At 73.4% G+C, this 19,758-nt stretch carries 22 protein-coding genes; 13 read left to right on the top strand and 9 right to left on the bottom strand.

Annotated features, from left to right (window positions below; genetic code table 11):
- The first annotated feature begins 98 nt into the window (after positions 1-98).
- From HS045_RS36045 to HS045_RS06720, 4 genes are all read left to right on the top strand, one after another.
- Positions 99-650 carry a DUF6247 family protein gene (locus tag HS045_RS36045; protein WP_307827399.1) on the top strand — a complete coding sequence of 184 codons (552 nt, stop codon included), beginning with the start codon at positions 99-101 and terminating at the stop codon, positions 648-650.
- A 9-nt stretch (positions 651-659) separates the two neighbouring features.
- Positions 660-905, top strand: coding sequence for a hypothetical protein (locus tag HS045_RS06730; protein WP_196450262.1), 246 nt, complete (start codon positions 660-662; stop codon positions 903-905).
- Positions 906-1,082: 177 nt separating this feature from the next.
- Complete coding sequence (locus HS045_RS06725) at positions 1,083-1,652, top strand: TetR/AcrR family transcriptional regulator (protein ID WP_196450261.1); 570 nt, start codon at positions 1,083-1,085, stop codon at positions 1,650-1,652.
- Between the two features lie 261 nt (positions 1,653-1,913).
- Positions 1,914-2,792: an SDR family NAD(P)-dependent oxidoreductase gene (locus HS045_RS06720; RefSeq protein WP_196450260.1), complete on the top strand. Its 879-nt coding sequence runs from the start codon at positions 1,914-1,916 to the stop codon at positions 2,790-2,792.
- A gap of 131 nt (positions 2,793-2,923) precedes the next feature.
- Here the strand turns inward: HS045_RS06720 and HS045_RS06715 are convergent, their stop codons facing one another.
- The 4 genes from HS045_RS06715 to HS045_RS06700 form a co-directional block, all read right to left on the bottom strand.
- Complete coding sequence (locus tag HS045_RS06715) at positions 2,924-3,910, bottom strand: NAD(P)-dependent alcohol dehydrogenase (RefSeq protein WP_196450259.1); 987 nt, start codon at positions 3,908-3,910, stop codon at positions 2,924-2,926.
- A 226-nt stretch (positions 3,911-4,136) separates the two neighbouring features.
- The gene (locus HS045_RS06710) at positions 4,137-4,793 is read right to left on the bottom strand and encodes a response regulator transcription factor (RefSeq protein WP_196450258.1); all 657 of its coding nucleotides are present in this window, start codon (positions 4,791-4,793) and stop codon (positions 4,137-4,139) included.
- Entirely contained in the window at positions 4,790-5,944 is a 1,155-nt protein-coding gene (locus HS045_RS06705) for a histidine kinase (RefSeq protein ID WP_307827398.1), read from the bottom strand. The genes HS045_RS06710 and HS045_RS06705 overlap by 4 nt, the downstream gene beginning before the upstream one ends.
- A 508-nt stretch (positions 5,945-6,452) precedes the next feature.
- A complete protein-coding gene (locus HS045_RS06700) occupies positions 6,453-6,788 on the bottom strand; it encodes an SH3 domain-containing protein (RefSeq protein WP_196450257.1) in 336 nt (111 codons plus the stop codon).
- 435 nt (positions 6,789-7,223) lie between these two features.
- Here HS045_RS06700 and HS045_RS06695 point away from each other — a divergent pair, with 435 nt between their 5' ends.
- The gene (locus HS045_RS06695) at positions 7,224-8,072 is read left to right on the top strand and encodes a pentapeptide repeat-containing protein (protein WP_196450256.1); all 849 of its coding nucleotides are present in this window, start codon (positions 7,224-7,226) and stop codon (positions 8,070-8,072) included.
- Between the two features lie 130 nt (positions 8,073-8,202).
- Here HS045_RS06695 and HS045_RS06690 read toward each other — a convergent pair whose 3' ends face one another.
- On the bottom strand, positions 8,203-9,384 hold the full coding sequence (locus HS045_RS06690) for an FAD-dependent monooxygenase (RefSeq protein WP_196450255.1): 1,182 nt from the start codon (positions 9,382-9,384) through the stop codon (positions 8,203-8,205).
- A 52-nt stretch (positions 9,385-9,436) separates the two neighbouring features.
- Here HS045_RS06690 and HS045_RS35805 point away from each other — a divergent pair, with 52 nt between their 5' ends.
- The 4 genes from HS045_RS35805 (at position 9,437) to HS045_RS06670 (ending at position 13,245) form a co-directional block, all read left to right on the top strand.
- Entirely contained in the window at positions 9,437-10,006 is a 570-nt protein-coding gene (locus HS045_RS35805) for a PadR family transcriptional regulator (protein ID WP_304609585.1), read from the top strand.
- A gap of 286 nt (positions 10,007-10,292) precedes the next feature.
- A complete protein-coding gene (locus HS045_RS06680; protein WP_196450254.1) occupies positions 10,293-11,507 on the top strand; it encodes a glycoside hydrolase family 16 protein in 1,215 nt (404 codons plus the stop codon).
- Positions 11,508-11,648: 141 nt separating this feature from the next.
- Positions 11,649-12,515 (top strand): CPBP family intramembrane glutamic endopeptidase, encoded by an 867-nt coding sequence (locus tag HS045_RS06675; protein ID WP_196450253.1) that lies wholly within the window; start codon positions 11,649-11,651, stop codon positions 12,513-12,515.
- A 157-nt stretch (positions 12,516-12,672) separates the two neighbouring features.
- Entirely contained in the window at positions 12,673-13,245 is a 573-nt protein-coding gene (locus tag HS045_RS06670) for a putative glycolipid-binding domain-containing protein (RefSeq protein ID WP_196450252.1), read from the top strand.
- Here HS045_RS06670 and HS045_RS06665 read toward each other — a convergent pair.
- Complete coding sequence (locus HS045_RS06665) at positions 13,205-13,861, bottom strand: GNAT family N-acetyltransferase (RefSeq protein WP_196450251.1); 657 nt, start codon at positions 13,859-13,861, stop codon at positions 13,205-13,207. The genes HS045_RS06670 and HS045_RS06665 overlap by 41 nt on opposite strands.
- Before the next feature lie 120 nt (positions 13,862-13,981).
- On the opposite strand from HS045_RS06665, the gene HS045_RS06660 reads away from it, so the two are divergent.
- Positions 13,982-14,473, top strand: a complete 492-nt coding sequence (locus HS045_RS06660; RefSeq protein WP_196450250.1) for a GNAT family N-acetyltransferase — start codon at positions 13,982-13,984, stop codon at positions 14,471-14,473.
- Positions 14,474-14,503: 30 nt separating this feature from the next.
- Here HS045_RS06660 and HS045_RS06655 read toward each other — a convergent pair whose 3' ends face one another.
- Positions 14,504-14,857, bottom strand: a complete 354-nt coding sequence (locus HS045_RS06655) for a DUF742 domain-containing protein (RefSeq protein WP_196450249.1) — start codon at positions 14,855-14,857, stop codon at positions 14,504-14,506.
- Positions 14,854-17,097, bottom strand: a complete 2,244-nt coding sequence (locus HS045_RS06650; protein WP_196450248.1) for an ATP-binding protein — start codon at positions 17,095-17,097, stop codon at positions 14,854-14,856. Before HS045_RS06650 ends, HS045_RS06655 begins: the two co-directional genes overlap by 4 nt.
- A gap of 285 nt (positions 17,098-17,382) precedes the next feature.
- Between HS045_RS06650 and HS045_RS06645 the strand changes: the two genes are divergently transcribed.
- Positions 17,383-17,724: a hypothetical protein gene (locus HS045_RS06645; protein WP_196450247.1), complete on the top strand. Its 342-nt coding sequence runs from the start codon at positions 17,383-17,385 to the stop codon at positions 17,722-17,724.
- On the opposite strand, the gene HS045_RS06640 is transcribed toward HS045_RS06645, so the two are convergent.
- Positions 17,634-17,993: a barstar family protein gene (locus HS045_RS06640; protein WP_230883460.1), complete on the bottom strand. Its 360-nt coding sequence runs from the start codon at positions 17,991-17,993 to the stop codon at positions 17,634-17,636. The genes HS045_RS06645 and HS045_RS06640 overlap by 91 nt on opposite strands.
- A gap of 206 nt (positions 17,994-18,199) precedes the next feature.
- Here HS045_RS06640 and HS045_RS06635 point away from each other — a divergent pair, with 206 nt between their 5' ends.
- On the top strand, positions 18,200-19,087 hold the full coding sequence (locus tag HS045_RS06635) for a DMT family transporter (protein WP_196450245.1): 888 nt from the start codon (positions 18,200-18,202) through the stop codon (positions 19,085-19,087).
- Between the two features lie 9 nt (positions 19,088-19,096).
- On the top strand, positions 19,097-19,729 hold the full coding sequence (locus HS045_RS06630) for a GntR family transcriptional regulator (RefSeq protein ID WP_196450244.1): 633 nt from the start codon (positions 19,097-19,099) through the stop codon (positions 19,727-19,729).
- Positions 19,730-19,758 lie beyond the last annotated feature (29 nt).

Below are 19,758 nucleotides of genomic sequence, written 5' to 3'. Positions count from 1 at the left end.
ACGCGGGCCGGGCGGGCGCGAGCTGTGATCATTCCACGTGGCGATCAATCTATATCACCCGTCATATCTGGACTGCGCCTGTTTGTCATCGTCGGTTCGTGCCCGTTGCCCATCAGCCGGAGGGTGTGCTCCGGAACCGGCCGACCAGCCTGCCGGAACCGATCGGCCCGGGCAGCTGCGGTCTCGGCGGGACCGACGTCAAGCTAAGCGACCCGTTCGTGGAGCGGGGAATCGCCGTTCTGGATCCGATGCTCGACCGGCCTACCAGGTTGCCTGCCAAGCGTCGGCGGCGTCCTCTAGCCTGGCGGGTGGAGGTGACCGACATGATGACCGCAGAACCACACAGCCCCACGAACGCCCCGCCTTTCCTGCCGGCGCCGGACAAGACCCCGCGAGCGATCCGGGCCGCCCTGTTGCCCGAAGAGGTCGGTGACTTCGACCGGGAGTTCCGGGCCGTCATGGCCGAGGCGACCGAGACACTCGACCTGACGGCGGTGACGTCGTTCCTTGAGCGGTGGTGGCGGGTCGCCTGGTCATCGACCGACGCCTCGGGACATCGGGCGATGCTCGAGCGCGCAGCTGAGCTCACCCGCGGCGAAGACGTGCCCACCCGGTCCTGGGCCGAGGTCAGAGAGCGCCTGGGCCTGTAGATGTACACCGTGGAGGTCGAGGAGAACGCGTCCCTGGAGATCGCGGCCCTTCCCAAGGAAGGAGCGCTCTCCTTCGGCTCCCTCGTCGATCTCCTCGAAATCCACCCGTGGAGCGGTGACTCCTACAACAGGAAACGACCGGACGCGAACATGCGCGCTCATCCTTTCGGTGACCACCGTGAGGGCCTGGCCGTCTACCTCATCATCGAAGATCAGTTACGCGTGGTCATTCTGCGAGTTCTCTGGCTCAGCTGACGACGCCCGCCGCGTGCAGCCCTCATCGACGCCGAAGCTGTAATCCACGAGCAATGGTCTCTCCGGCCGCAGCGGTCTCGGCGGGACCGACGTCGCCTGTCCGGTCGGCGTCGCGCCCGCGGACGGGTGGACTCGGCGTCTCGCGGTGCCCGGCCGGCGGGCCGTTAGGCTGTGCCCGTGACATCCGGTGCGGGGCGGGGGGCGGCGTTGCGCGTGGACGCCGCGCGCAACCGCGCACGGGTGCTGCAGGTCGCGCGTGAGCAGCTGGCCACGGGTGACGACTCGCTCATGCTGAACACCATCGCCCGGCTCGCGGGGGTGGGCGTCGGGACCGTGTACCGGCATTTCCCCAACCGGCACGCGCTGCTGGAAGCGCTGATGGCGGAGCGTTTCCAGCGGCTCGTCGACGAGGCGCGGGCCGCGGCGGCCGACGAGGACGCCCAGGCGGGTCTGCGCCGCCTCCTGCGTTTCACTCTGGAGCGCATGCTGGACGACGCCGGGTTCGCAGCGGTGCTCGAATCCGCCAGTGATGCCGATGCGCAGACCTCGGCGATGAAGGCCGAGCTGGACGGGGCCGTCGCGGAGCTGCTCGACCGCGCCCGTCGTGCGGGCGCGATCCGGCAGGGCATCGAGGCGGGCGATGTCCGCCGACTGCTCTGCGGCATCGGGCACGCGGTCCGCTCCGGCGGTGACCGCGCCGACGCTTATCTCGACGTCCTCCTCGAAGGGTTGCGCCCCCCGCGCTGACGGGCGGCCCGCACCTCGCCTCCCGCGTCTCATCTCCCGCGCCTCGCCTCCCGCGTCTCATCTCCCGCGTCTCACCTCCCGGGACTCTCCCTGGCCGGGACCCGGAACCTGTGACCCGGAGGCGGAGCCCGGCGTCCACGACCTGGCTGCTCTTTTCCGCACGCCCGTCTCGATGAAACGGATACTCATCCGTTTGTGTTACGGTGCGAGCGGTGAACCGGATGGTTATCCGGTAATGGTCGGCCAGTGAGGAGCGGAACCGTGAGCGGACGGGCTGTGGTGACGGCGGGGACCGGGGGGATCGGTCTGGAGACCGCGATGGGACTGGCGGCACGCGGTCACGCGGTGACCGTGGTCGGCCGGAACGCCGAGCGGGGTGTCCGCGCGGTCGAGCGGATCGACGCGGTGGCGACCGGGCCGCAGGCGAGGTTCGTCGCGGCCGACCTCGCCTCGCTCGACGCCGTCCGGGGGCTCGCCGCCCGGCTCGCCGGGGAGGGGCCGCTGAACATCCTGGTCAACAACGTCGGGGCGATGTTCGCGGACCGGCAGCGGACGGTGGACGGGATCGAGGCGTCGTTCGCCGTCAACCACCTCTCCCCGTACCTGCTGACCGAACTGCTGCTGGAACCGCTCCGGTCCGGAGGGCCGAGCCGGATCGTGAACGTCACCTCGGGCGCGATCCGGACCGCCAAGCGCTCCTTCGACGCCGTCGAGCCGCCGGGCGGTTACTACGGCTTCCACTGGTACGGCCGGGCGAAGCTCGCGAACCTCGCCTACACGCTGGATCTCGCCCAGCGGCTGCGGGGCACGGGCGTCTCGGTCTTCGCGGCCGATCCCGGCGGTGCGGCGACCGAGATGACCGACGGCACCATGCGGTCGCCCCGGATCGTCTCACCGGGGTTGCGGCTGCTCTGGCCGCTGGTCCGCCGCACCTTCGAGCGCGCGACGTCCGGCTCGGCGTCGGCGGCCGCGCGGTCGTCGATCGCCGCCGCGGCCGACGCCGCACTGGACGGGCGGACCGGCCTGGTCATCGGACCCGGTGCCCGCCCCGTCACGCCCTTCCGCCCCGCCACCGACCCCCGGATGGCCGAGGCCGTCCTCCGGCTCAGCCGGCGGTCGGCTCCGCTCACCCCAGCCTGATCTCCGGGGGACGGGAGGGAGCACCTGCGGGCCGATCCCTCCGGCGGGGACGCGGCCGGGCTTGTCGTGCGTGCGGCCGGGCTTGTCGTGCGTGCGGCCGGGCCCGTCGCGGATGCGGCGGGCCCGGCGCCTCAGACCGTGACGACGACCTTTCCCGTGGCGCGCCCCCGCTCCTGGTAGGCGACGGCCGCCGGGATCTCCGCGAACGGGTAGATCCGGTCGATCACCGGGGTGAGCCGCCCGTCCTCGATGAACCCGGTCAGCGTCGTCAGGTTCCGTTTGTTCTCCGTACAGCGGACCACGTCCGTCAGGGCCGTCCGCCGGGACGTGAACGGCGAGGCCGCGAGCGCCGAGATGATGTGGCCCATGGGCTGCAGCCACCGGCCGCCGGGCCCTCCGACGATGACGTGGGCCCCCTGGGGAGTGAGCGCCCGGCGGCAGGCCGAGGCCGGGCGGCTTCCCGCGCAGTCCAGCAGCAGGTCGTAGCGCCGCCCGTGCCGGGTGAAGTTCTCCGCGGTGTAGTCGACGACCTCGTCCGCGCCGAGCGATCGGACCAGTTCCACGTTCCGGGTGCCGCAGACGCCGGTGACCCGTGCGCCGAACGCCTTGGCGATCTGCACGGCGAACGTGCCCACGCCTCCCGAGGCCCCGTTGACGAGGACGTGCTGCCCCGGCTGGAGCCGTCCGTCGTCGCGCAGGCCCAGCAGGGCGGTGCAGGCGGCCAGCGGGACCGCCGCCGCCTGCACGAACGACAGGCTCTCCGGCTTCGGCGCCAGGTCTCCGGCACGGACGCAGGCGTACTCGGCGAAGCCGCCCTGCTTGGGCATGCCGTACACCTCGTCGCCGGGACGGAACTCCGTCACGTCCCGGCCGACCGCCTCGACCCGCCCGGCGATGTCCGCGCCCAGGATGCGGATCTTCGGTCTGCGCAGCCCGGGGCCGCCGCCCATCAGACGGGCGATGTACGGCTCCCCGCGCATGAGGTGCCAGTCGTAGGGCTGGACGGAGGTGGCGCGCACCCGGACCAGCACCTCGTCGGCGGCGGGCACGGGCCGGTCGATCTCGGTGAGCTCCAGGGCGTCGGGTGAGCCGTACGAGCGCAGGACGAACGCCTTCAACGGATTCTCCTCTTCCACGGTGGGCTCGGGCACCGCATGGCGGCGGGGACGACCCGAGCCGAGGAGGCCAGCGTAGAAGTCCTGGACAGAGGGCTCATCGGCCGGAAGTACGCCTGATCGGCGGACGATCGGCCAGGCCGGGCCGGGCCGTTCCGGCGATGAGCGGTCACCGTGCATCGCCGCGCGAACGGTCGCCGTGTGGCCGGTCGCGGTCGCCGCGCCCGGTTCAGTTCCTGACGCGGCCGGTCTCGTAGGCCCAGATGGCGATCTCGACGCGGTTGCGGGCGCCGAGCTTGGCCATCAGGCTGGCGATGTGGGTCTTGACGGTGCTGAGGGAGACGGAGAGCTCGTCGGCGATCTCGTTGTTGGTCCGCCCGCGCGCCACGGCGGCGAGGACCTCCTCCTCCCGGCCGGTGAGCGCCTCGATGGGCCGCACCGGAGCCGACCCGGACCCGGTGCGGGCGAAGGCGCCGAGCAGGCGCGCGGTGACGCTCGGCGCGATGAGCGCCTCACCGCCGGCCGCGGCGTGCACGGCCTGGGAGAGCAGGGCCGCGCCGGCGTTCTTGAGCAGGAAGCCCCGGGCGCCGGCCCGCAGTGCGGCGTAGACGTACTCGTCGAGGTCGAACGTGGTGATGACGACGACGGCGAGGGGGTCGGCGACCCCGGGCCCGGCGAGGGCGCGGGTGGCCGCGATGCCGTCGAGGCCGGGCATGCGGATGTCGAACAGGCACACGTCGGGACGGAGCCGCCGGGCCAGTTCGACGGCCCGGCGCCCGTCGGCGGCCTCGCCGACGACCTCGATGCCCGGCTGGGCGTCGAGGATCATCGTGAGCCCGGTGCGGACGATCTCCTGGTCGTCGGCGACGAGCACCCGGATGCTCACGTCGCCGCCCCGGTCCGGGGCAGCACGGCGCTCACGGTCCAGCCCCGGTCGGGGCCCGGCCCGGCCACGCAGGTGCCGCGGAGCAGGTGGGCGCGCTCGATCATGCCGATGATCCCGTATCCCGGCGACGCGGCCGGGCGGATGAGACCGCCGTCGCCGTCGCCGTCGTCGCTCACGCGCAGGCGCACCGAGGCGTCGTCGGCGGTGACGCGGACCTCGACGCGCGTGGCGTGGCGGGCGTGCCGTACGGCGTTGGTGATCGACTCCTGGGCGAGGCGGTAGACCGCGGCCTCGACCGACGGGGGGAGGCCGTCGAGGTCGCCGGAGATCTCCACGTCGACGGACGGGCCGGAGCGGCTCCGGCCCGCGAGCCGTTCGATGTCGGCGATGCGGCGGCCGGGGGACAGGTCCACCGGCTCGTCCGGCCGGTCCCGGCGCAGGACGCGGACCAGGGCGTGCATCTCGTCGAGGGCGCGCGCCGCCTCCGCCTCGATCACACGGAGCGCCTCGGTCGCGGCGTCCGGTCGTGACTCCGCGGTGGCGAGGCCCGCCTGGGCGCGCACCGCCATCGCCGAGACGTGGTGGGCGACGGTGTCGTGCAGGTCGCGGGCCAGCTGTTCGCGTTCGAGCAGCTTGACCTGGTCGAGCTCGCGCGATCTCGCGCGGGCCCGGTAGCGGAACGCGCCGCCCAGGGCGACGGTCGCGGACAGGGCGGTGAACGCGCCGATCGCGTCGGCGCCGGCGGTGCGGCCGGTGACCAGCGAGAGGGAGGCCGAGACGGTCATGATCGCTAATCCGATCACGGCCTCGCGGCCCGATCCCCACCGGAACAACGCGTACGGCAGGATCAGCTGGTACATCATCGTGTACATCTCTCCGGGGGCGCCGCCGATCGACAGCGAGGCCAGGCCCGTGACGAGGAAGCAGATCACGACCATGAGCAGCGGTCTGGTCCGGCGCCACAGCAGGGTGGGCACCAGCCCGGCGGCGACGGCCACCGAGACGGCCCGCCACGGCAGGTCCGGCCGCAGGAGTCCTTCGAGCACCGCGACCGGGACGAGCACCCCGACGAGCACCCGGTCACGCCACACCCGTGGGGGAGGGGCGGGGGGACGGGGCTCGTCCCACAGGGAGCGAGGAGCGGCGAGCACCCCGCCATCGTACGAGAGAGCCCGTGCCGCTCCGGAGGGGCCTGAAGGACGGGACGCGTGTCGCCCGGCGCGACCGCGCACTCACCGGAGGCGCTCGCGGAGGCGCGGCGACCGCGATGTCCGTACCGGTTCACCGGCCCGTGAATCGCACGGCGATCCGCACGGCGATTCGTGCGGCGATTCGTGCGGTGAATCGCGCCGGAGGTCCGGGCGGACGGGCCGAGGAACCTTCCGGTGCGATGTCCGTACGGTGACCACTGCGATGTCCGTACGGTGACCACCGGAAACGCGGGAATGGCGTCCGGCCGGACGGGGGAATGCATCGGCGGACGCGAAAGAGAATGCCGCTCCGGATTCCGGCGGGAGAACGGGCTCTCCGCGGGGGAACGGGCTCTCCGCGGGGGAACGGAGGCGTTCGCGGGGGAAGCGGGCCGTGCTGCTCCGGGGGCCGTCGTGTCGTGGGGCCGGACCGGCCCCACGACACGTGACCACCTGTCGACGGGGAGCGCTAGGGAACCGTGACCTTCAGGACCTTCTTCAGGTAGGACTTGTGCACGTAGCCCGTCGTTATGGTCTTGTGCCCCTGAACCAGGCGCCAGTTCGTGGTGGCGAGTTTGCACTGGCCGACGACCGCGTAGCGCGGGTCGATCCGGTCGACCACCTTGGAGCTCTTCGACGGCTTGCGGTGGACGTTGAGGTAACTGCCGCTGGGGACGTTGCGCACCTTGTAGGCGCACACCTTCTCGGCCTGGGCCGGGGTCGCGGCGGCGGTGCTGAGTGCCACGAGGCCGCCACTGGCGATGGCGGCCGCCGCGAACGTGCCGGCGAGTCGCTTGAATACCATTCGTCGCTCCTCGGTACGTTGACATTGCGACATGTCCCTTATTTCCGGATTTGTAGGGCGAAAACGGCACATACGCCTCATACTTCACATATGAATGCTTTCGGGGCTCTCTTTGACTCGACGCTGAATCGGATGCTCCGCCGGTCTCTCCGGTGATCGGGCCGGGATCCGGGGCCGTGCACGGGTGCTCGATCCCGTGGGGGCGGGGACGCGCGGAATCCCGGCGCCGTGCGGGCGGGGACGTGCGGAACCCCGGTGCCGTGCGGGCGCGGGCCCGGACCCGGACGCGGGGACGGGCGCGGAGGCGGTACCTTTCACCGAGGCGCGCGGCCGGTCGGCTGCGCAGGGCCGACCGGCCGGGAGACCCGTCCCCCGGCGGGCGGCGATGCACGACACGACAGGAGAGCACGCACGGTGTCCTCTGAGACGTCCGGGATGTCCGCGGCATCCGAGACACGCGACCCCTCGAAGCGTCCCGCGGGCGGGGGCGGTTCCGCGTTGCGGGCCGACTGCGGGAGCTGCTTCGGGCTGTGCTGCGTCGTGCCCGCCTTCGCGGCCTCGGCGGATTTCGCCATCGACAAGCCCGCCGGGCGGGCCTGCCCGAACCTGCGGCAGGACTTCCGCTGCGGCATCCACGACCGGCTGAGGCCGGAGGGTTTCACGGGCTGCACCGTCTACGACTGCTTCGGCGCGGGGCAGAAGGTCTCCCAGGTCACCTTCGGCGGGCGGGACTGGCGGCGGGATCCGGGGACCGCGAAGCGGATGTTCGAGGTCTTCCCGGTCATGCGGCACCTGCACGAACTGCTCCGCTACCTGGACGAGGCGTTGACGCTGGAACCGGCCCGCCCGCTGCACGCCGAGCTCCGCGCCGCGTTCGACGAGATCGGACGCCTCACCCAGGGCGACCCGGACTCCTTCCGGACGCTGGACACGGCGGCGCAGTGGCGGCGGGTCAACGACCTGCTGCTGCGCGCGAGCGAACTCGTGCGGGCGGGGGTCGCGGGGCGGAGGAAGGACCGCCGGGGCGCGGACCTCATCGGAGCGAAGCTCAAGGGCGCGGATCTGCGGGGCGTCAGCCTGAGGGGGGCCTATCTGATCGGGGCCGACCTGCGCGGCGCCGATCTGCGGACGGCCGACCTCATCGGGGCCGACCTGCGGGACGCCGACCTGCGGGGCGCCGACCTCACCGGGAGCATCTTCCTCCTCCAGGCGCAGCTCGACGCGGCGAGGGGCGACGCCGCCACGAGGATCCCGCCGTCGCTCTCCCGGCCCGCCCACTGGTGAGACGGCACCCGCTCTGACGGTTCCGGTCCTGACGGTGCCCGCTCTGGCGGTGCCGGTCCTGGCGGTGCCGGTCCTGACGGTGCCCGGCCGGAGCGGCGGCCCTGTGCGCGGGGCCGCCGCTCCGGCCGGTTCAGCCGGCGGCCGTGGTCACCCGGTCGTCCCAGGAGATCCGGTGGTCGTGCATCCAGGCCAGGCTGTTCCTCTTGTCCACCTGCCGCATGATCATGGGCAGGGTGAGGTCGCGGAGGAAGGCCCTGACGGCGCCGGGGGCCTTGCCGCTCCCGTTGCGCCTGCCCTGGGCCACGACCCGCTCCACCCGCTCCCTCCGCAGCCGCTCGAAGACCGCGAACGCGTCGCGGGTGCCGGGGACGTCGCGCAGGCACGTGGCCAGCACCACCGCGTCCTCGATCGCCATGGACGCGCCCTGGCCGGAGGAGGGCGAGGTCGCGTGCGCGGCATCACCGATGATCACCATGCGTCCGTCGGACCACTTCGGCACGGTCGGGAAGTCGTAGGTGTTCCAGCCGGGCAGGATGTGCTCGGTCGCGCCGATGATGTCGAGCATCGGCCCGGTGTCGTCCCGGAACAGCTCCTCCAGACGGGCGCGCCACCGCTCCGGGGTGATCGCGGCCAGTTCCTCCGGGGTCGGCTCCCGGGGGCTCGGCGGGTTGGCGAACCACCACACCTCGCCGCCGGGGGCGATCAGGTAACCGAAGAAGCACCTCCGGCCGAAGATGAAGTGGTTCGTCCCCGGCGTGCCCGGGACCGTGACGCCGCGGGCGAGACCACCGGTGTTCAGCAGGCCGACGTGCCGGGCGCGCGGGGCCCCGGGATCGATGATCGTGCGGGTGCGCGAGCGCAGCCCGTCGGCGCCGACGAGCAGGTCGCCCTCGGCGGCGCTCCCGTCGGCGAAGACCGCCCGCACCCCGTCCGCGGTGGCCTCGGCGTCGGTGAGGCGCTTGCCGTAGTGGACGCGTACGCCGCGCCGTACGGCCTCGTCGCGCAGGACCCGGTAGAGGTCGGCGCGCTTCAACGTCCGGCCGGGCTGCCGGACGGAGGCCAGGAGCCTGCCGCTGCCGTTGCTCATCTCCATCCGCGGCGTGTCCATGCCCAGGTCGCAGACGAGGTCGTACAGGCCGAGCGGGCGCAGGGCCTCCAGTCCGTTGACCGCCAGGGTGAGGAAGGCGCCGACGCCGTCGGCGCCGCGGCCGTACGCCTCGTAGACGTCGCTGTCGATTCCGGCGCGCCGCAGGGCCATCGCCGTCACCGGGCCGGCGATCCCGCCGCCGATGATCATTGCTCTATTAGTCATAAGATGAATATACATAAAATGATTAGAATGTGGCCGGTTCTACGATGGCGCCATGTCCTCACGACGGTCTCCCCTGGCGATGGCCCTGCTCTCCCTGGTCGCCGAGGAGCCCATGCACGCCTACCGGATGCAGCAGATGATCAAGGAGCGGCGCAAGGACGACGTGGTCAACGTCGCGCAGCGCAACAGCGTCTACCAGACCATCGACCGGCTGCTCCGTGACGGGCTGATCGCGGTCCGGGAGACCCTGCGCGAGGAGGGCCGCCCGGAGCGGACCGTCTACGAGCTCACGGCGGCGGGCCGGGAGGCGCTGCGGCGCTGGTTGCGGACGATGCTCTCCGCTCCCGCCCGCGAGTTCCCCGAGTTCCCCGCGGCGCTCGCCTTCCTGCCGGTGCTCCGGCCCGACGAGGTCCGGGCGGCGCTGGAGGAGCGGCTGGCCTCCCTGGAGGAGCGGTCGGCGGCGCTGGACGCCGATCTGGCCGAGGGGGCGGCCTTCCTGCCCCGGCTCTTCCTGGTGGAGTCCGAGTACCGGCAGGTCGTGACCGCGGCCGAGTTGGACTACGTCCGGGGGCTCGTCGCCGACCTCCGCGAGGGCCGGCTCGGCTGGGACTACGAGCTGTAGGACCGGGCCGCCGGGCCGTTCTCCGGCGTTCCTGGGACGTCCGCCCTTCGGGTGATCTATCTCTTCTCCCTGAATTTCCGGACTTGGGCACCCTCGGCGTTTGTGCAGTGACTCTTTGTGACATAACTGCTGCTGTCGGTGACATTGCTGCAGATGGGGACGTCGTGGACGGGGAACGGAAACCGGGGAAGAACACGCGGCGTCGTCCGCACCGCCCGTTGCGGGGGCGGCCCGAGGCGCTGCCCGGCTGTCGGCGGCCCGGAGTGCCCCGCCGGGAGCGCGTCCGATGACGGTGGCCGACGGGCTGAGGGGAGCCGGGAGGCGGTCCGCGGTCACCGCGGCGGCCGTACTGCTCCTGGGGGCGGGGGCGCCCGTGGAGGCCGGAGCGGGGGTGGACGATCCCCCGTGGCCGGGGCCGCCCGGAGGCGGAGCGGGTGCGGTGCCCCTGCCGGGCGGGCTGCCCGGGACGGGCGCGTTCGGTGGTGCGACGGGCCAGGTGCCCGCGACGGGGACGCCGGGGGACGCGGTGGGCGGGCTGCCCGGGACGGGGACGCCGGGGGACGCGGTGGGCGGGCTGCCCGGGACGGGGACGCCGGGGGACGCGGTGGGCGGGCTGCCCGGGACAGGCGCGTTCGGTGGTGCGACGGGCCAGGCGCCCGGGACGGGAACAGGCGCGGTCCCCTGGCCGGGGACGTCCGGAGGGGAGACCGGCGAGCCGCTCTGGCCGCAGACGGCCGGCGGCGGGTCCGCAGGGAACGGGCCCGCGGGGGAGGGCGGAGCGGACCCGGCGGCCGGAGGCGTTCCGGCCGCCGGGACCCGCTCCTTCCGGGACGAGTTCACCGGCCGCGCCGGGAGCGCGCCCTCGGCGTCGAAGTGGAGGCAGCTCACGGGGTGCAGGTGGGGGCACGGGGCCGAGAAGCAGTGCTACACCGCCGGCGGCCGCAACGCGCGGCTCGACGGCGCCGGCCACCTCGTGATCAACGCCCGGCGCGAGAAGTACGTCGGCGCGGACGGGGTGTCGCGGCGGTACACCTCGGCGCGGCTCGTCTCCAGGGTCGGCAGGGCGGGCGGGACCCTGCGGGTCCGGGCGAAGCTGTCACGCCGCCAGGCCGGCGCGTGGCCGGCGATCTGGCTGCTCGGCACGCCGGAGGCGAAGACGCCGCACTACGGCGAGATCGACCTGATGGAGAACGGCCTCAACGGGGCCGCCTGGGACCCGGAGTACCACGTCCACACCTCCGGCCCCGGTTCCGGCGCCGGAGGGGCGTACGGCGTCGACGCCACCCGCTGGCACGTGTACGAGGTCAGGTGGACCACGGGCCCGTCCGGCCGGGCGTGGTTCCGCATCGACGGCAGGCTCATGCGGGTCCTCGCGTACCGTGTGCCGTCCGGCTCGTCCGCCGAGGTCATCCTGAACATCGCGGTCGGTTCGCAGGCGGGCCGTCCGGCGGTGGACCTCGACAGCACCATGACCGTGGACTACGTGCGGATGAGCGGCTGACGACCCGGCCCGGCCCGTGCGTCAGGGGATCGCCAAGGCGGGCCACGGGACGGTATGGGCGAGGCCAGACCTGGTCCAAGCCACGGTGCGGAATGCCCACGCCTCATGCGTCCGGACGGCCGCCGTTCCTAGCTTTGGCGCATGCGCTCCCATCGTTTCGAACCCGTCTGGCGGTCCGCTCTGACCGTGGCGGGCCTCTTCGCGTCCATCTTCACCGTCCTGTTCGTCTCGCTGATCCCCGGCATGTCGGCGGACGCGTTCTACCTGGCGGCCGGGGCCGGGGTGACCGCCTGCGCGATCGGCCTGACCTGGTGCGTGCAGCGGGTCGTCGAGGGCCGCTCCTGGACCGAGCTCGGACTGTCCGTCTCCCACCGGTCGATCACCAGGGCGCTGCTCGGGGTGGCGGCGGGAGCCGCCGCGGTCTGCGCGGCGAACGCCGCCTGCGTCGCGCTCGGCGCCGCCGAGTGGGACCCGGACGCCTCCCTGGCGAGCGTTCCGGCCTGGCTGACGGTCATCGTGCCGGCGGCCCTGCTGGTGCAGGCCGTGCCGGAGGAGCTGTGGTTCCGGGGCTACCTGTTCCGGCACCTCAGCGCGTCGCTGCCGCTGTGGGCGACGGTCGCGGTCACCGCCGGTCTCTTCGGCGCCCTGCACATCATCTCCCAGAGCGGAGCCGGTTCCCTGCCGGAGAAACTGCTCTACGTGGTGCAGGCGGCGGCGTTCGGGCTCGTGCTCGTCGCCTGCCGGATCACCACAGGGGAGCTCTGGCTCGCGGTCGGCTTCCACGCCGGATACGACATGCTCAACGAGCGGCTGATCACCCCCGGCGAGGGCCTCTACTCCGTGAACCTGGTCTGCCTGATCGCGGTCCTGACGGCGGCCGCCGTGCTCACCCTGCGCCGCCGGCACCGCCGCGCGCCCCTCGCCTGGCGGGCGAGGCCCGCGGCTGCGGCCGTCCCGGCCGCCGCGGAGGCGACCGAGGAGCGACCGCTGGTCGGTTCCGCGGTGTGATCCGGCCCGCCTCCGCGGTGATCCCGGCCGCGGGCCGTACCGGCGCGTGGTTCGCCCCGCCTCCGCGGTGATCCCGGCCGGAGCCGTACCGGCGCGTGGTTCGCCCCGGTTCTGCGGGGCACGGAGGAGCTGGGGGCTCTGCGGGAAGGAGAGCGCGATGCGCGGGCTCGTGTGGATGAAGGACGAGGGGGCCGAGTACGCCGAGGTGGACCTCTCGTCGGGGCTGACGGCGGTGGGGGTGGCGATCGGGACGGATCCGGTGCCCTACCGCCTGGAGTACTCCCTTCGCACCTCGGCCGATTACGTGACCGAGCTGCTGACCGTGCGGGCGCACGGCGCGGGCTGGGCGCGCGCGCTCGACCTGCGGCGCGGCACCGACGGGATCTGGTCGTGCGAGACCAAGTGCGAGGGCGAGCTCGACGGGCCCGAACCGGGCGGGGACGTGACGGGCCTGAACGACGCGCTCGACTGCGATCTGGCCCTGTCCCCGCTGACCAACACGATGCCCGTGCTCCGCCACGGCCTGCTGCGGAGCCAGGGCCGGATGGGCTTCGTGATGGCCCTGGTCCGGGTCCCCCACCTGCACGTGGTCCACCACCCGCAGAGCTACACGCACCTCGGACCGGACGCGGTGCGCTACGAGAGCGAGGGCTTCAGCGCCGACCTCGTCTGCGACGCGGACGGCATCGTCACCGACTACCCGGGCCTGGCGAGGCTGGCGGTCCGCTGACCCCCCGGTTCCGGTCCGTCCGCCGGCCGAGGTAGGTGAGCGGTCCGGCGTCGGCGACCGGGATCTCGTAGAAGCCGAGCCGGTCGTAGAAGGCGCGGGCCGCGGTGTTGGCGGTGACCATGCCGAGGTGGACGTACCCGACGCCCTTGCGGTGCAGCGCGTCGAGGAAGGCGTTCATGAGCGCGCGCCCGTGGCCCTTGCGCTGATGGTCCGGGAGCAGGTCGATGTGCAGGTGCGCCGGGTGCCCGGCCAGTTCGGGCACGATCATCCGCTCCGGGCGGTACATCAGGTCGATCATCACCTCGCTCGGCGTGGACGGCGGCCCGTCCAGGGCGGGGAAGCGCTCTCTCAGTCGGGGCAGCCAGGAGGACCGGTAGGCGTCGACGAAGGCGGGGGTGTCGGCGGTGCCCAGGACGTAGCCGACCGCGCGCTGTCCGTCGTCGAGGACGAAGGTCAGGTCGGGCTCCAGTTCGGCGTAAGGAGCTGCGAAGATGCTCGGCATCAGGTCCAGGTCGGGGTAGATGTGCCGTGAGTCGCCGCCCTCGTGGGCGGTGCGCACGCAGATGTCGTAGAGGGCGGTACGGTCATCGGGCCGGTACGGCCGGACAGTCGTCATGGAGTCCATGATGCGACGCGTGGGAGCGCTCTCACAAGATGGGGCGGGGTGCGAGAAGGACGGGATGTGAGAAGATCGGCTCGAACATCATTCTGCTCTGTCGCCGATCGGACGGTCCCCGTGGTCGAGGTGAGATTGAGGGGCTGGCACCCCGATGACGTGCCCGTCGTGCTCGCGGCCTTCGCCGCGCCGGACATGGCCCGGGAGGCGGCCCGGCCGATCGACACACCCCGGGCGGCGCTGGAGTGGATGGGGTTCTGGGGTTTCCGGGACGACGCGCAGGCCTTCGCCGTCACGGTGGACGGCGAGGTCGTCGGGAACGTCGCGGTGAGCGGCATCGACGCCCACGACACGGGGTGGCTCTCCTACTGGACCGCGCCGCACGCCCGGGGCCGGGGCGTCGCCGCCGCGGCGGCGGCGGCGCTGGCCGCGTGGGCGTTCACGGAGCGCGGGCTGTTCCGCCTCGAACTGGGGCACCGGCTGGACAACCCCGCCTCCTGCGCGGTGGCCGTGCGGGCGGGGTTCGCGGTGGAGGGGATCGAGCGGGCCAAGCTCAGGTACGGGGACGAGCGCCATGACGTGGAGCGGCACGCCCGGCTGGCCACGGACTGAGCGTCGGCCGCCTCCCGGCGCGGGGGCGGCTCAGAGGGCCCTCAGCCCGGCCAGGACGTCGCGGAGGAGGTCCGCCCGCGGCGTCGCCCCGCCCGACGAGGTCCGTACGGTCACCAGCCCGGCGTCGCGCAGGTCCCCGAGGAGGACGCCGACGACGCCGACGGCCAGGCCGGTGCCGGAGGCCAGCTCGGCCACCGAGACCGGTCGCCGGCAGGCGGCCAGGACCCTGCGGTGCTCCGGCGAGAGGCCGGGGGTCGCGGAGCCGGTCGCCGAGACCGTGGCGATCAGGTCGAACCGGGCTCCGGTCGGGCGGGTCCGTCCCCTGGTCACCGTGTAGGGGCGGATGATCGGTCCGGCGTCCTGGTCGAGCCAGCGCTCCGTCATTTCCCCTCGTCCTCCTGCTCGGCGCGGCGCCATCCTTCGCGGAACGACGTCAGGACACGGCTCGGCGCGGCCGGTGGTCCGTCGCCCTCCGGGTGCCGTGGCCGCTGCGGCGCGCCGTCGGGTGCGGCCTGCCGCGGGGGGATCCGCCCGGGCGCGGTGCGCCGGACGCGTTTGGGCAGCCCCTTCTCCGTGACGGTGCCTTGACCGGCCTGACCGGCCTGACCGGCCTGACCGGCCTGACCGGCCTGACCGGCCTGAACCGGTTCGGCCCGCCCGGCCCGTTCATCCCGTTCGTCTCGTTCCATCCGCTCGGCCTGGACCGGCGGGGCGACCGGCTGGGCGACCGCCTGGAGCGGCCGGTCGGCGGGCGACTCCGGCATCTCGGCGACCAGCTCATCCGGGACGAGCACGATCGCGGTGGTGCCGCCGAACGGCGACGGGCGCAGGGAGACGCGGATGCCGTGGCGGGCGGCGAGTCTGCCGACGACGAACAGGCCGAGCCGGTCGCTGTCGGCCAGGTCGAACTCCGGTGGGTGCGCCAGGCGCTCGTTGAGCTGGGCCATCTCCTCCGAGGTCATGCCGAGGCCGCGGTCCTCGACCTCGATCGCGTATCCCCGGGCGGCCGGCTCGCCCTGCACGAGCACCGGGGTGTTCGGCGGCGAGAAGATCGTGGCGTTCTCCACCAGTTCGGCGATCAGGTGGACGACGTCGGTGACGACCGTGCCGGCGAGCGCAGGACCGTGCGGCACCTCGACCGTGACGCGACGGTAGTCCTCGACCTCCTCGACGGCGGCGCGGACCACGTCGTAGATCGCGACCGGCGTCCGCCAGCCGCGGCCGGGCACCGAGCCGGACAGGATGATCAGTCCTTCGGAGTGCCGCCGCATGCGGGTGGTCAGGTGGTCGAGGGCGAACAGGTCCTCCAGGGTCTCCGGGTCGGTGGCCCGCCGCTCCATCGTCTCCAGCATGGCGAGCTGCCGGTGCAGGAGCGACTGGCTGCGCCTGGCCAGGTTGACGAAGACCTTGCCGACGCCCTTGCGCATCTCGGCCTGGCCGACGGCGGCCTCGACGGCCGTGCGCTGCACCGAGGAGAACGCCTCGCCGACGCTCACGATCTCGGTGGTGGTGCCGTGGTGCGGCGCGGGGGACTCGGAGACCGGGCAGACGTCCTCGCCCTTGCGCAGCCGTGCGACCACGTCGGGCAGGCGCCGGTCCGCCAGGTCGAGGGCCGCCTGCTGGAGGCCGACGAGCTCGGAGCCGATCCGGCGGCCGAAGCGCACCGAGACGAAGATCGAGGCGGCGACCGCGACCAGGCCGAGCCCTCCGGCGACGCCGATCCGGACGAGGATCCCGACGGCCAGCGGCTCGGCGCGGTCGGTGATGCGCTGGCTGACGTCGCCGGCCAACCGGTCGAGGGTCTCGGAGAGGGCGACGGCGGCCGTCGCCCAGGAGGCTTCGGGCCGGACCGCGGTCCCGAAGGCGTTCTCGACGCGCTCGAAGGCGGAGGAGGCGGGGGAGGCCGCCAGCCGCGCGTAGGACGTCTGGAACTCCCCGTCGAGCTGCTCGACGCCGATGGAGTAGAGCAGCCTGCGGCCGGTGGTCAGCTCGGTGAACCGCGCGCGTTCCTGCGCGTCGATGGCCCGGGCGGAGACGACCCCGGAGATGATCGCGGCCTGCCGGCTCAGCATCTCGCGGCTCCGCCCGACCACGGTGGCGGCCCGCACCTGGTCGACCAGGTCGATGTCGGCGGAGATCCGGAGCTTCTCGTAGACGTCGAAGGCCAGCTGGACGACCTCGCTGTAGGCGTCGAGGGTCCGCAGCCGGCCGGCGGAGCGGGTGTCGACGCCGCTGCGGACCTCGGTGAGCCGGTCCGCCGCGCTCAGCAGCCGGACCACCCGCTCCTGGAGGGGACCGGGGACGTCCGCTCCGCCCTCCGCGGACATCCGGTCGAGCTCCTCCCGCGCCGCGTCGGTCTTGGCCCGCTGGGCGTCCAGGGCGGAACGGGAGGCGGTCGGGTCGCCCAGGAAGGTCAGGGACAGCAACCGCTCGTGCTGGAGGGCGGTGCTGAACGCGCGGGTGGGAAGCGTCACGTGTTCGTGGATCGTGCGGACGATGAGGAGCTCCTGGCCGCTCCGCAGGGTGATCGCCGCCGCAAAACCCCAGATCGTCACGAGGGAGACGAGGGGGACGAGGAGCAGAGTGAAGATCTTCGTCTTGATCGAGTAGGTGCGGCGGGTCACAATACCTCGCATTGTGGATATGCGCGGTTAACGGTGGCGAAACTGTAGCAATGTGAAGCACGCGCGGCCAGGGACGCACGACCCGCTTCTCCGGCCGCGCGGGAAGACCGGGAGAAGACCGGGAGAAGGCCAGGGAGGGGCCGGGAGAAGGCCAGGGAGGGGCCGGGAGAAGGCCAGGGGGGGGACCGGGAGAAGACCGGGAGAAGAAAAGTTCTGTGTCCTCGCGGTAATGCGGAACCCCCGGCATCGCGGGCACGTCTTTCCTGAGGATCAGGGGAGGCGCCCATGACGGGGATGGCGGAACTGGCCGCGGCGCAGCTGGCCCGGGCGGCGCAGGCCGTACTGGCCAGGGGCGACGAACTCGAACGGTCGGGAGCGGTGCAGCTGGTCAGGTTCGGTCCGCTGCGGGTGACCGCCGAGGTGGACGACGACGCCGCGTGTGTGGACTTCCAGTCGGCCGACGGGGTCCTGCGGTGGTCCTGCACCTGTCGTGCGGGCCGGGAGGGCGCCTTCTGCGCCCACTGCGCGGCGACCGCTCAGTCGGTCAGCAGGAAGACGGAGAGGAAGGCCTTCTCCGGGGTGTCGTCGGTCACGGCCTCCGAGAGCGCGGTCCGGATCGCGTCGTAGGCGGGGCGGTCGGCGTCCCGCAGGACCGCGGTCTTCGCCCAGACGAGCGCGTGCTCGCCGGGCGGCAGCCAGGACAGGTCGGTCAGGCAGTCGTACAGCGCGTCGAGGTTGTTGCCGAAGGTGTCGGGGAACGACAGCGCCTCGGCGATGGCGGTCATGGCCTCGGCCGAGGTGGTGATCTCCGAGCCGTCCAGCCGGTGCGGCGTGGCGGTGCCGATCTTCTGCCGGAAGACGGCTTCGGCGCCTTCTTCGAACGTTCCCCTGGACAACGGGGCCACCTCCGCGGGTGTCGATGACGAAGGACCGGTGACGAGGTCGCCGGTGGGAGCGCCGTGGTCTCCGGCGCCCGTGGCCCGGAGTCCCACGCGGGTGAAGCTACCCCCTCGCATTCGGCGGAAACGGGGGGAGGCCGACCGCCTTCGGCCGGACCGCGGACGATTGGACTTTAGTTGTCTGGTTGTCTGACAATATCGCCATGAAGCTCGCCGTTCTCGGCGCCGCCGTGCTCTGGGGCACCGCGGGAACCGCCGGACTGCTCGTCTCCGGGGTGGACCCGGTCTCCGTGGCGGCCGCCCGGCTGGTGGTGGGCGGCCTGGTGCTGACCGCCATCGCCGCCGTCGCGGGGGGCCGCTCCGCCGTACGGGCGCTGCCCCGCCGCGGTCTGCTCCCGGCCGCCGCGCTGGGGGTGGCCGCCTACCAGCTCTGCTATTTCGCCGCGATCAGCCGGACCGGTGTGGCCGTCGGCACGGTGGTCGCCATCGGCAGCGGACCGGTCTTCACCGGCCTGCTCTCCTGGGCGCTGGACCGGGTGCCCCCCACCCGGCGCTGGGCCGGGGCGACCGCGGCGGCGGTCGCGGGCTGCGCGGTGCTCACCGGCGGGGGAGGGCAGGTCCGGGCGGACGGGGTCCTGCTCGCGCTCCTGGGCGGGCTGCTCTACGCGTTCTACGCGGTGGCGGCGGCCCGGGTGATCGGGGCGGGCGCCTCCTCGGACGCGGTCATGGGCGTGCTCTTCGGCGGTGCGGGGCTGGTCATGCTCCCGGTCCTGCTCTGGACGGGCGCCGGCTGGCTCGCCGAGCCGCGCGGCCTGCTCGCCGCGCTCTACCTCGGCTGCGCCACCACCGCCCTGGCCTACGTCCTGTACGGCAGGGGCCTGCGCACCACCCCGGTGGCGACCGCGGCCACCCTGGCCCTGGCCGAGCCCGCCGTCGCCGCCCTGCTCGGCGTCGCCGTCCTCGGCGAGCGGCTGACCCCGGTCTCGGCCGCCGGGCTGCTGCTGCTCGGGGCCGGCCTGGTCGCCGCGGCCCTCCCCGACGGCGTGCGCGCCGGCGGCGTCCGGGCCGCCGGGCCGGAGCCCTGGCAATAGGCTCCCGGTGTGACCGTCCCCCTGCGTCCCGTCTCCGCCGTCACCGCGCTCATCGAGGAGCTGCGCCGCCGGGTGCTCTCCGGGGAGATCCCGCCGGGTACGGCCCTGCCCGAACAGGAGCTCTCGGCCGCCTACGGGGTGGCCCGCCCGACCGTCCGGGAGGCGTTGGCCGCCCTGGTCCACGAGGGCCTGCTCCGCCGGGAGCGGCATCGCAGCGCCCAGGTCGCCGAGGTGACCGGTGAGGACCTGGCCGACCTGATGTTCGTCCGGCGCCCGCTGGAGGAACTGGCGGCCGTCTCGCTGGCCGGGCGGCGGGTGGCCGAGGCGGACGGGGCGCTGGAGCGGATGGCCGCGCTGCCGGGCGACGCTCCCTGGTCCGATGTGGTGGCCGAGCACATGGCGCTGCACCAGGCCCTGATCGTCGCCGTGGGCAGTCCCCGGCTGGAGCGGCTCTACACCGCGCTGGCGGCCGAGACCCGGCTGGGTCTGGTCCGGCTGCGCGACTCCTATTCCGACCGGGACGTGCTGGTGGCCGAGCACCGCGATCTGCTCGACGCGATCGGCGCGGGACCGGAGGAGGCCGCCCGCCGGGCGGTCGTCGCGCACCTCGACCACGGCTGGGGCGCGATCCCCGGGGCGTGATCCGAACCGGCCGCGACCGTCCGGCTCGC

It is taken from the genome of Planomonospora sp. ID82291 (genome assembly GCF_015711645.1).
Taxonomy (GTDB): Bacteria; Actinomycetota; Actinomycetes; order Streptosporangiales; family Streptosporangiaceae; genus Planomonospora.
This window is presented reverse-complemented; position numbering and strand designations above follow the sequence as displayed.

Coding starts and splice junctions, on each gene's coding strand:
- HS045_RS06700 (WP_196450257.1), bottom strand. CDS start 6,788: ATGGTATTCAAGCGACTCGCCGGCACGTTCGCGGCGGCCGCCATCGCC.
- HS045_RS06695 (WP_196450256.1), top strand. CDS start 7,224: ATGTCCGCGGCATCCGAGACACGCGACCCCTCGAAGCGTCCCGCGGGC.
- HS045_RS06690 (WP_196450255.1), bottom strand. CDS start 9,384: ATGACTAATAGAGCAATGATCATCGGCGGCGGGATCGCCGGCCCGGTG.
- HS045_RS35805 (WP_304609585.1), top strand. CDS start 9,437: ATGTCCTCACGACGGTCTCCCCTGGCGATGGCCCTGCTCTCCCTGGTC.
- HS045_RS06680 (WP_196450254.1), top strand. CDS start 10,293: ATGACGGTGGCCGACGGGCTGAGGGGAGCCGGGAGGCGGTCCGCGGTC.
- HS045_RS06675 (WP_196450253.1), top strand. CDS start 11,649: ATGCGCTCCCATCGTTTCGAACCCGTCTGGCGGTCCGCTCTGACCGTG.
- HS045_RS06670 (WP_196450252.1), top strand. CDS start 12,673: ATGCGCGGGCTCGTGTGGATGAAGGACGAGGGGGCCGAGTACGCCGAG.
- HS045_RS06665 (WP_196450251.1), bottom strand. CDS start 13,861: ATGACGACTGTCCGGCCGTACCGGCCCGATGACCGTACCGCCCTCTAC.
- HS045_RS06655 (WP_196450249.1), bottom strand. CDS start 14,857: ATGACGGAGCGCTGGCTCGACCAGGACGCCGGACCGATCATCCGCCCC.
- HS045_RS06645 (WP_196450247.1), top strand. CDS start 17,383: ATGACGGGGATGGCGGAACTGGCCGCGGCGCAGCTGGCCCGGGCGGCG.
- HS045_RS06635 (WP_196450245.1), top strand. CDS start 18,200: ATGAAGCTCGCCGTTCTCGGCGCCGCCGTGCTCTGGGGCACCGCGGGA.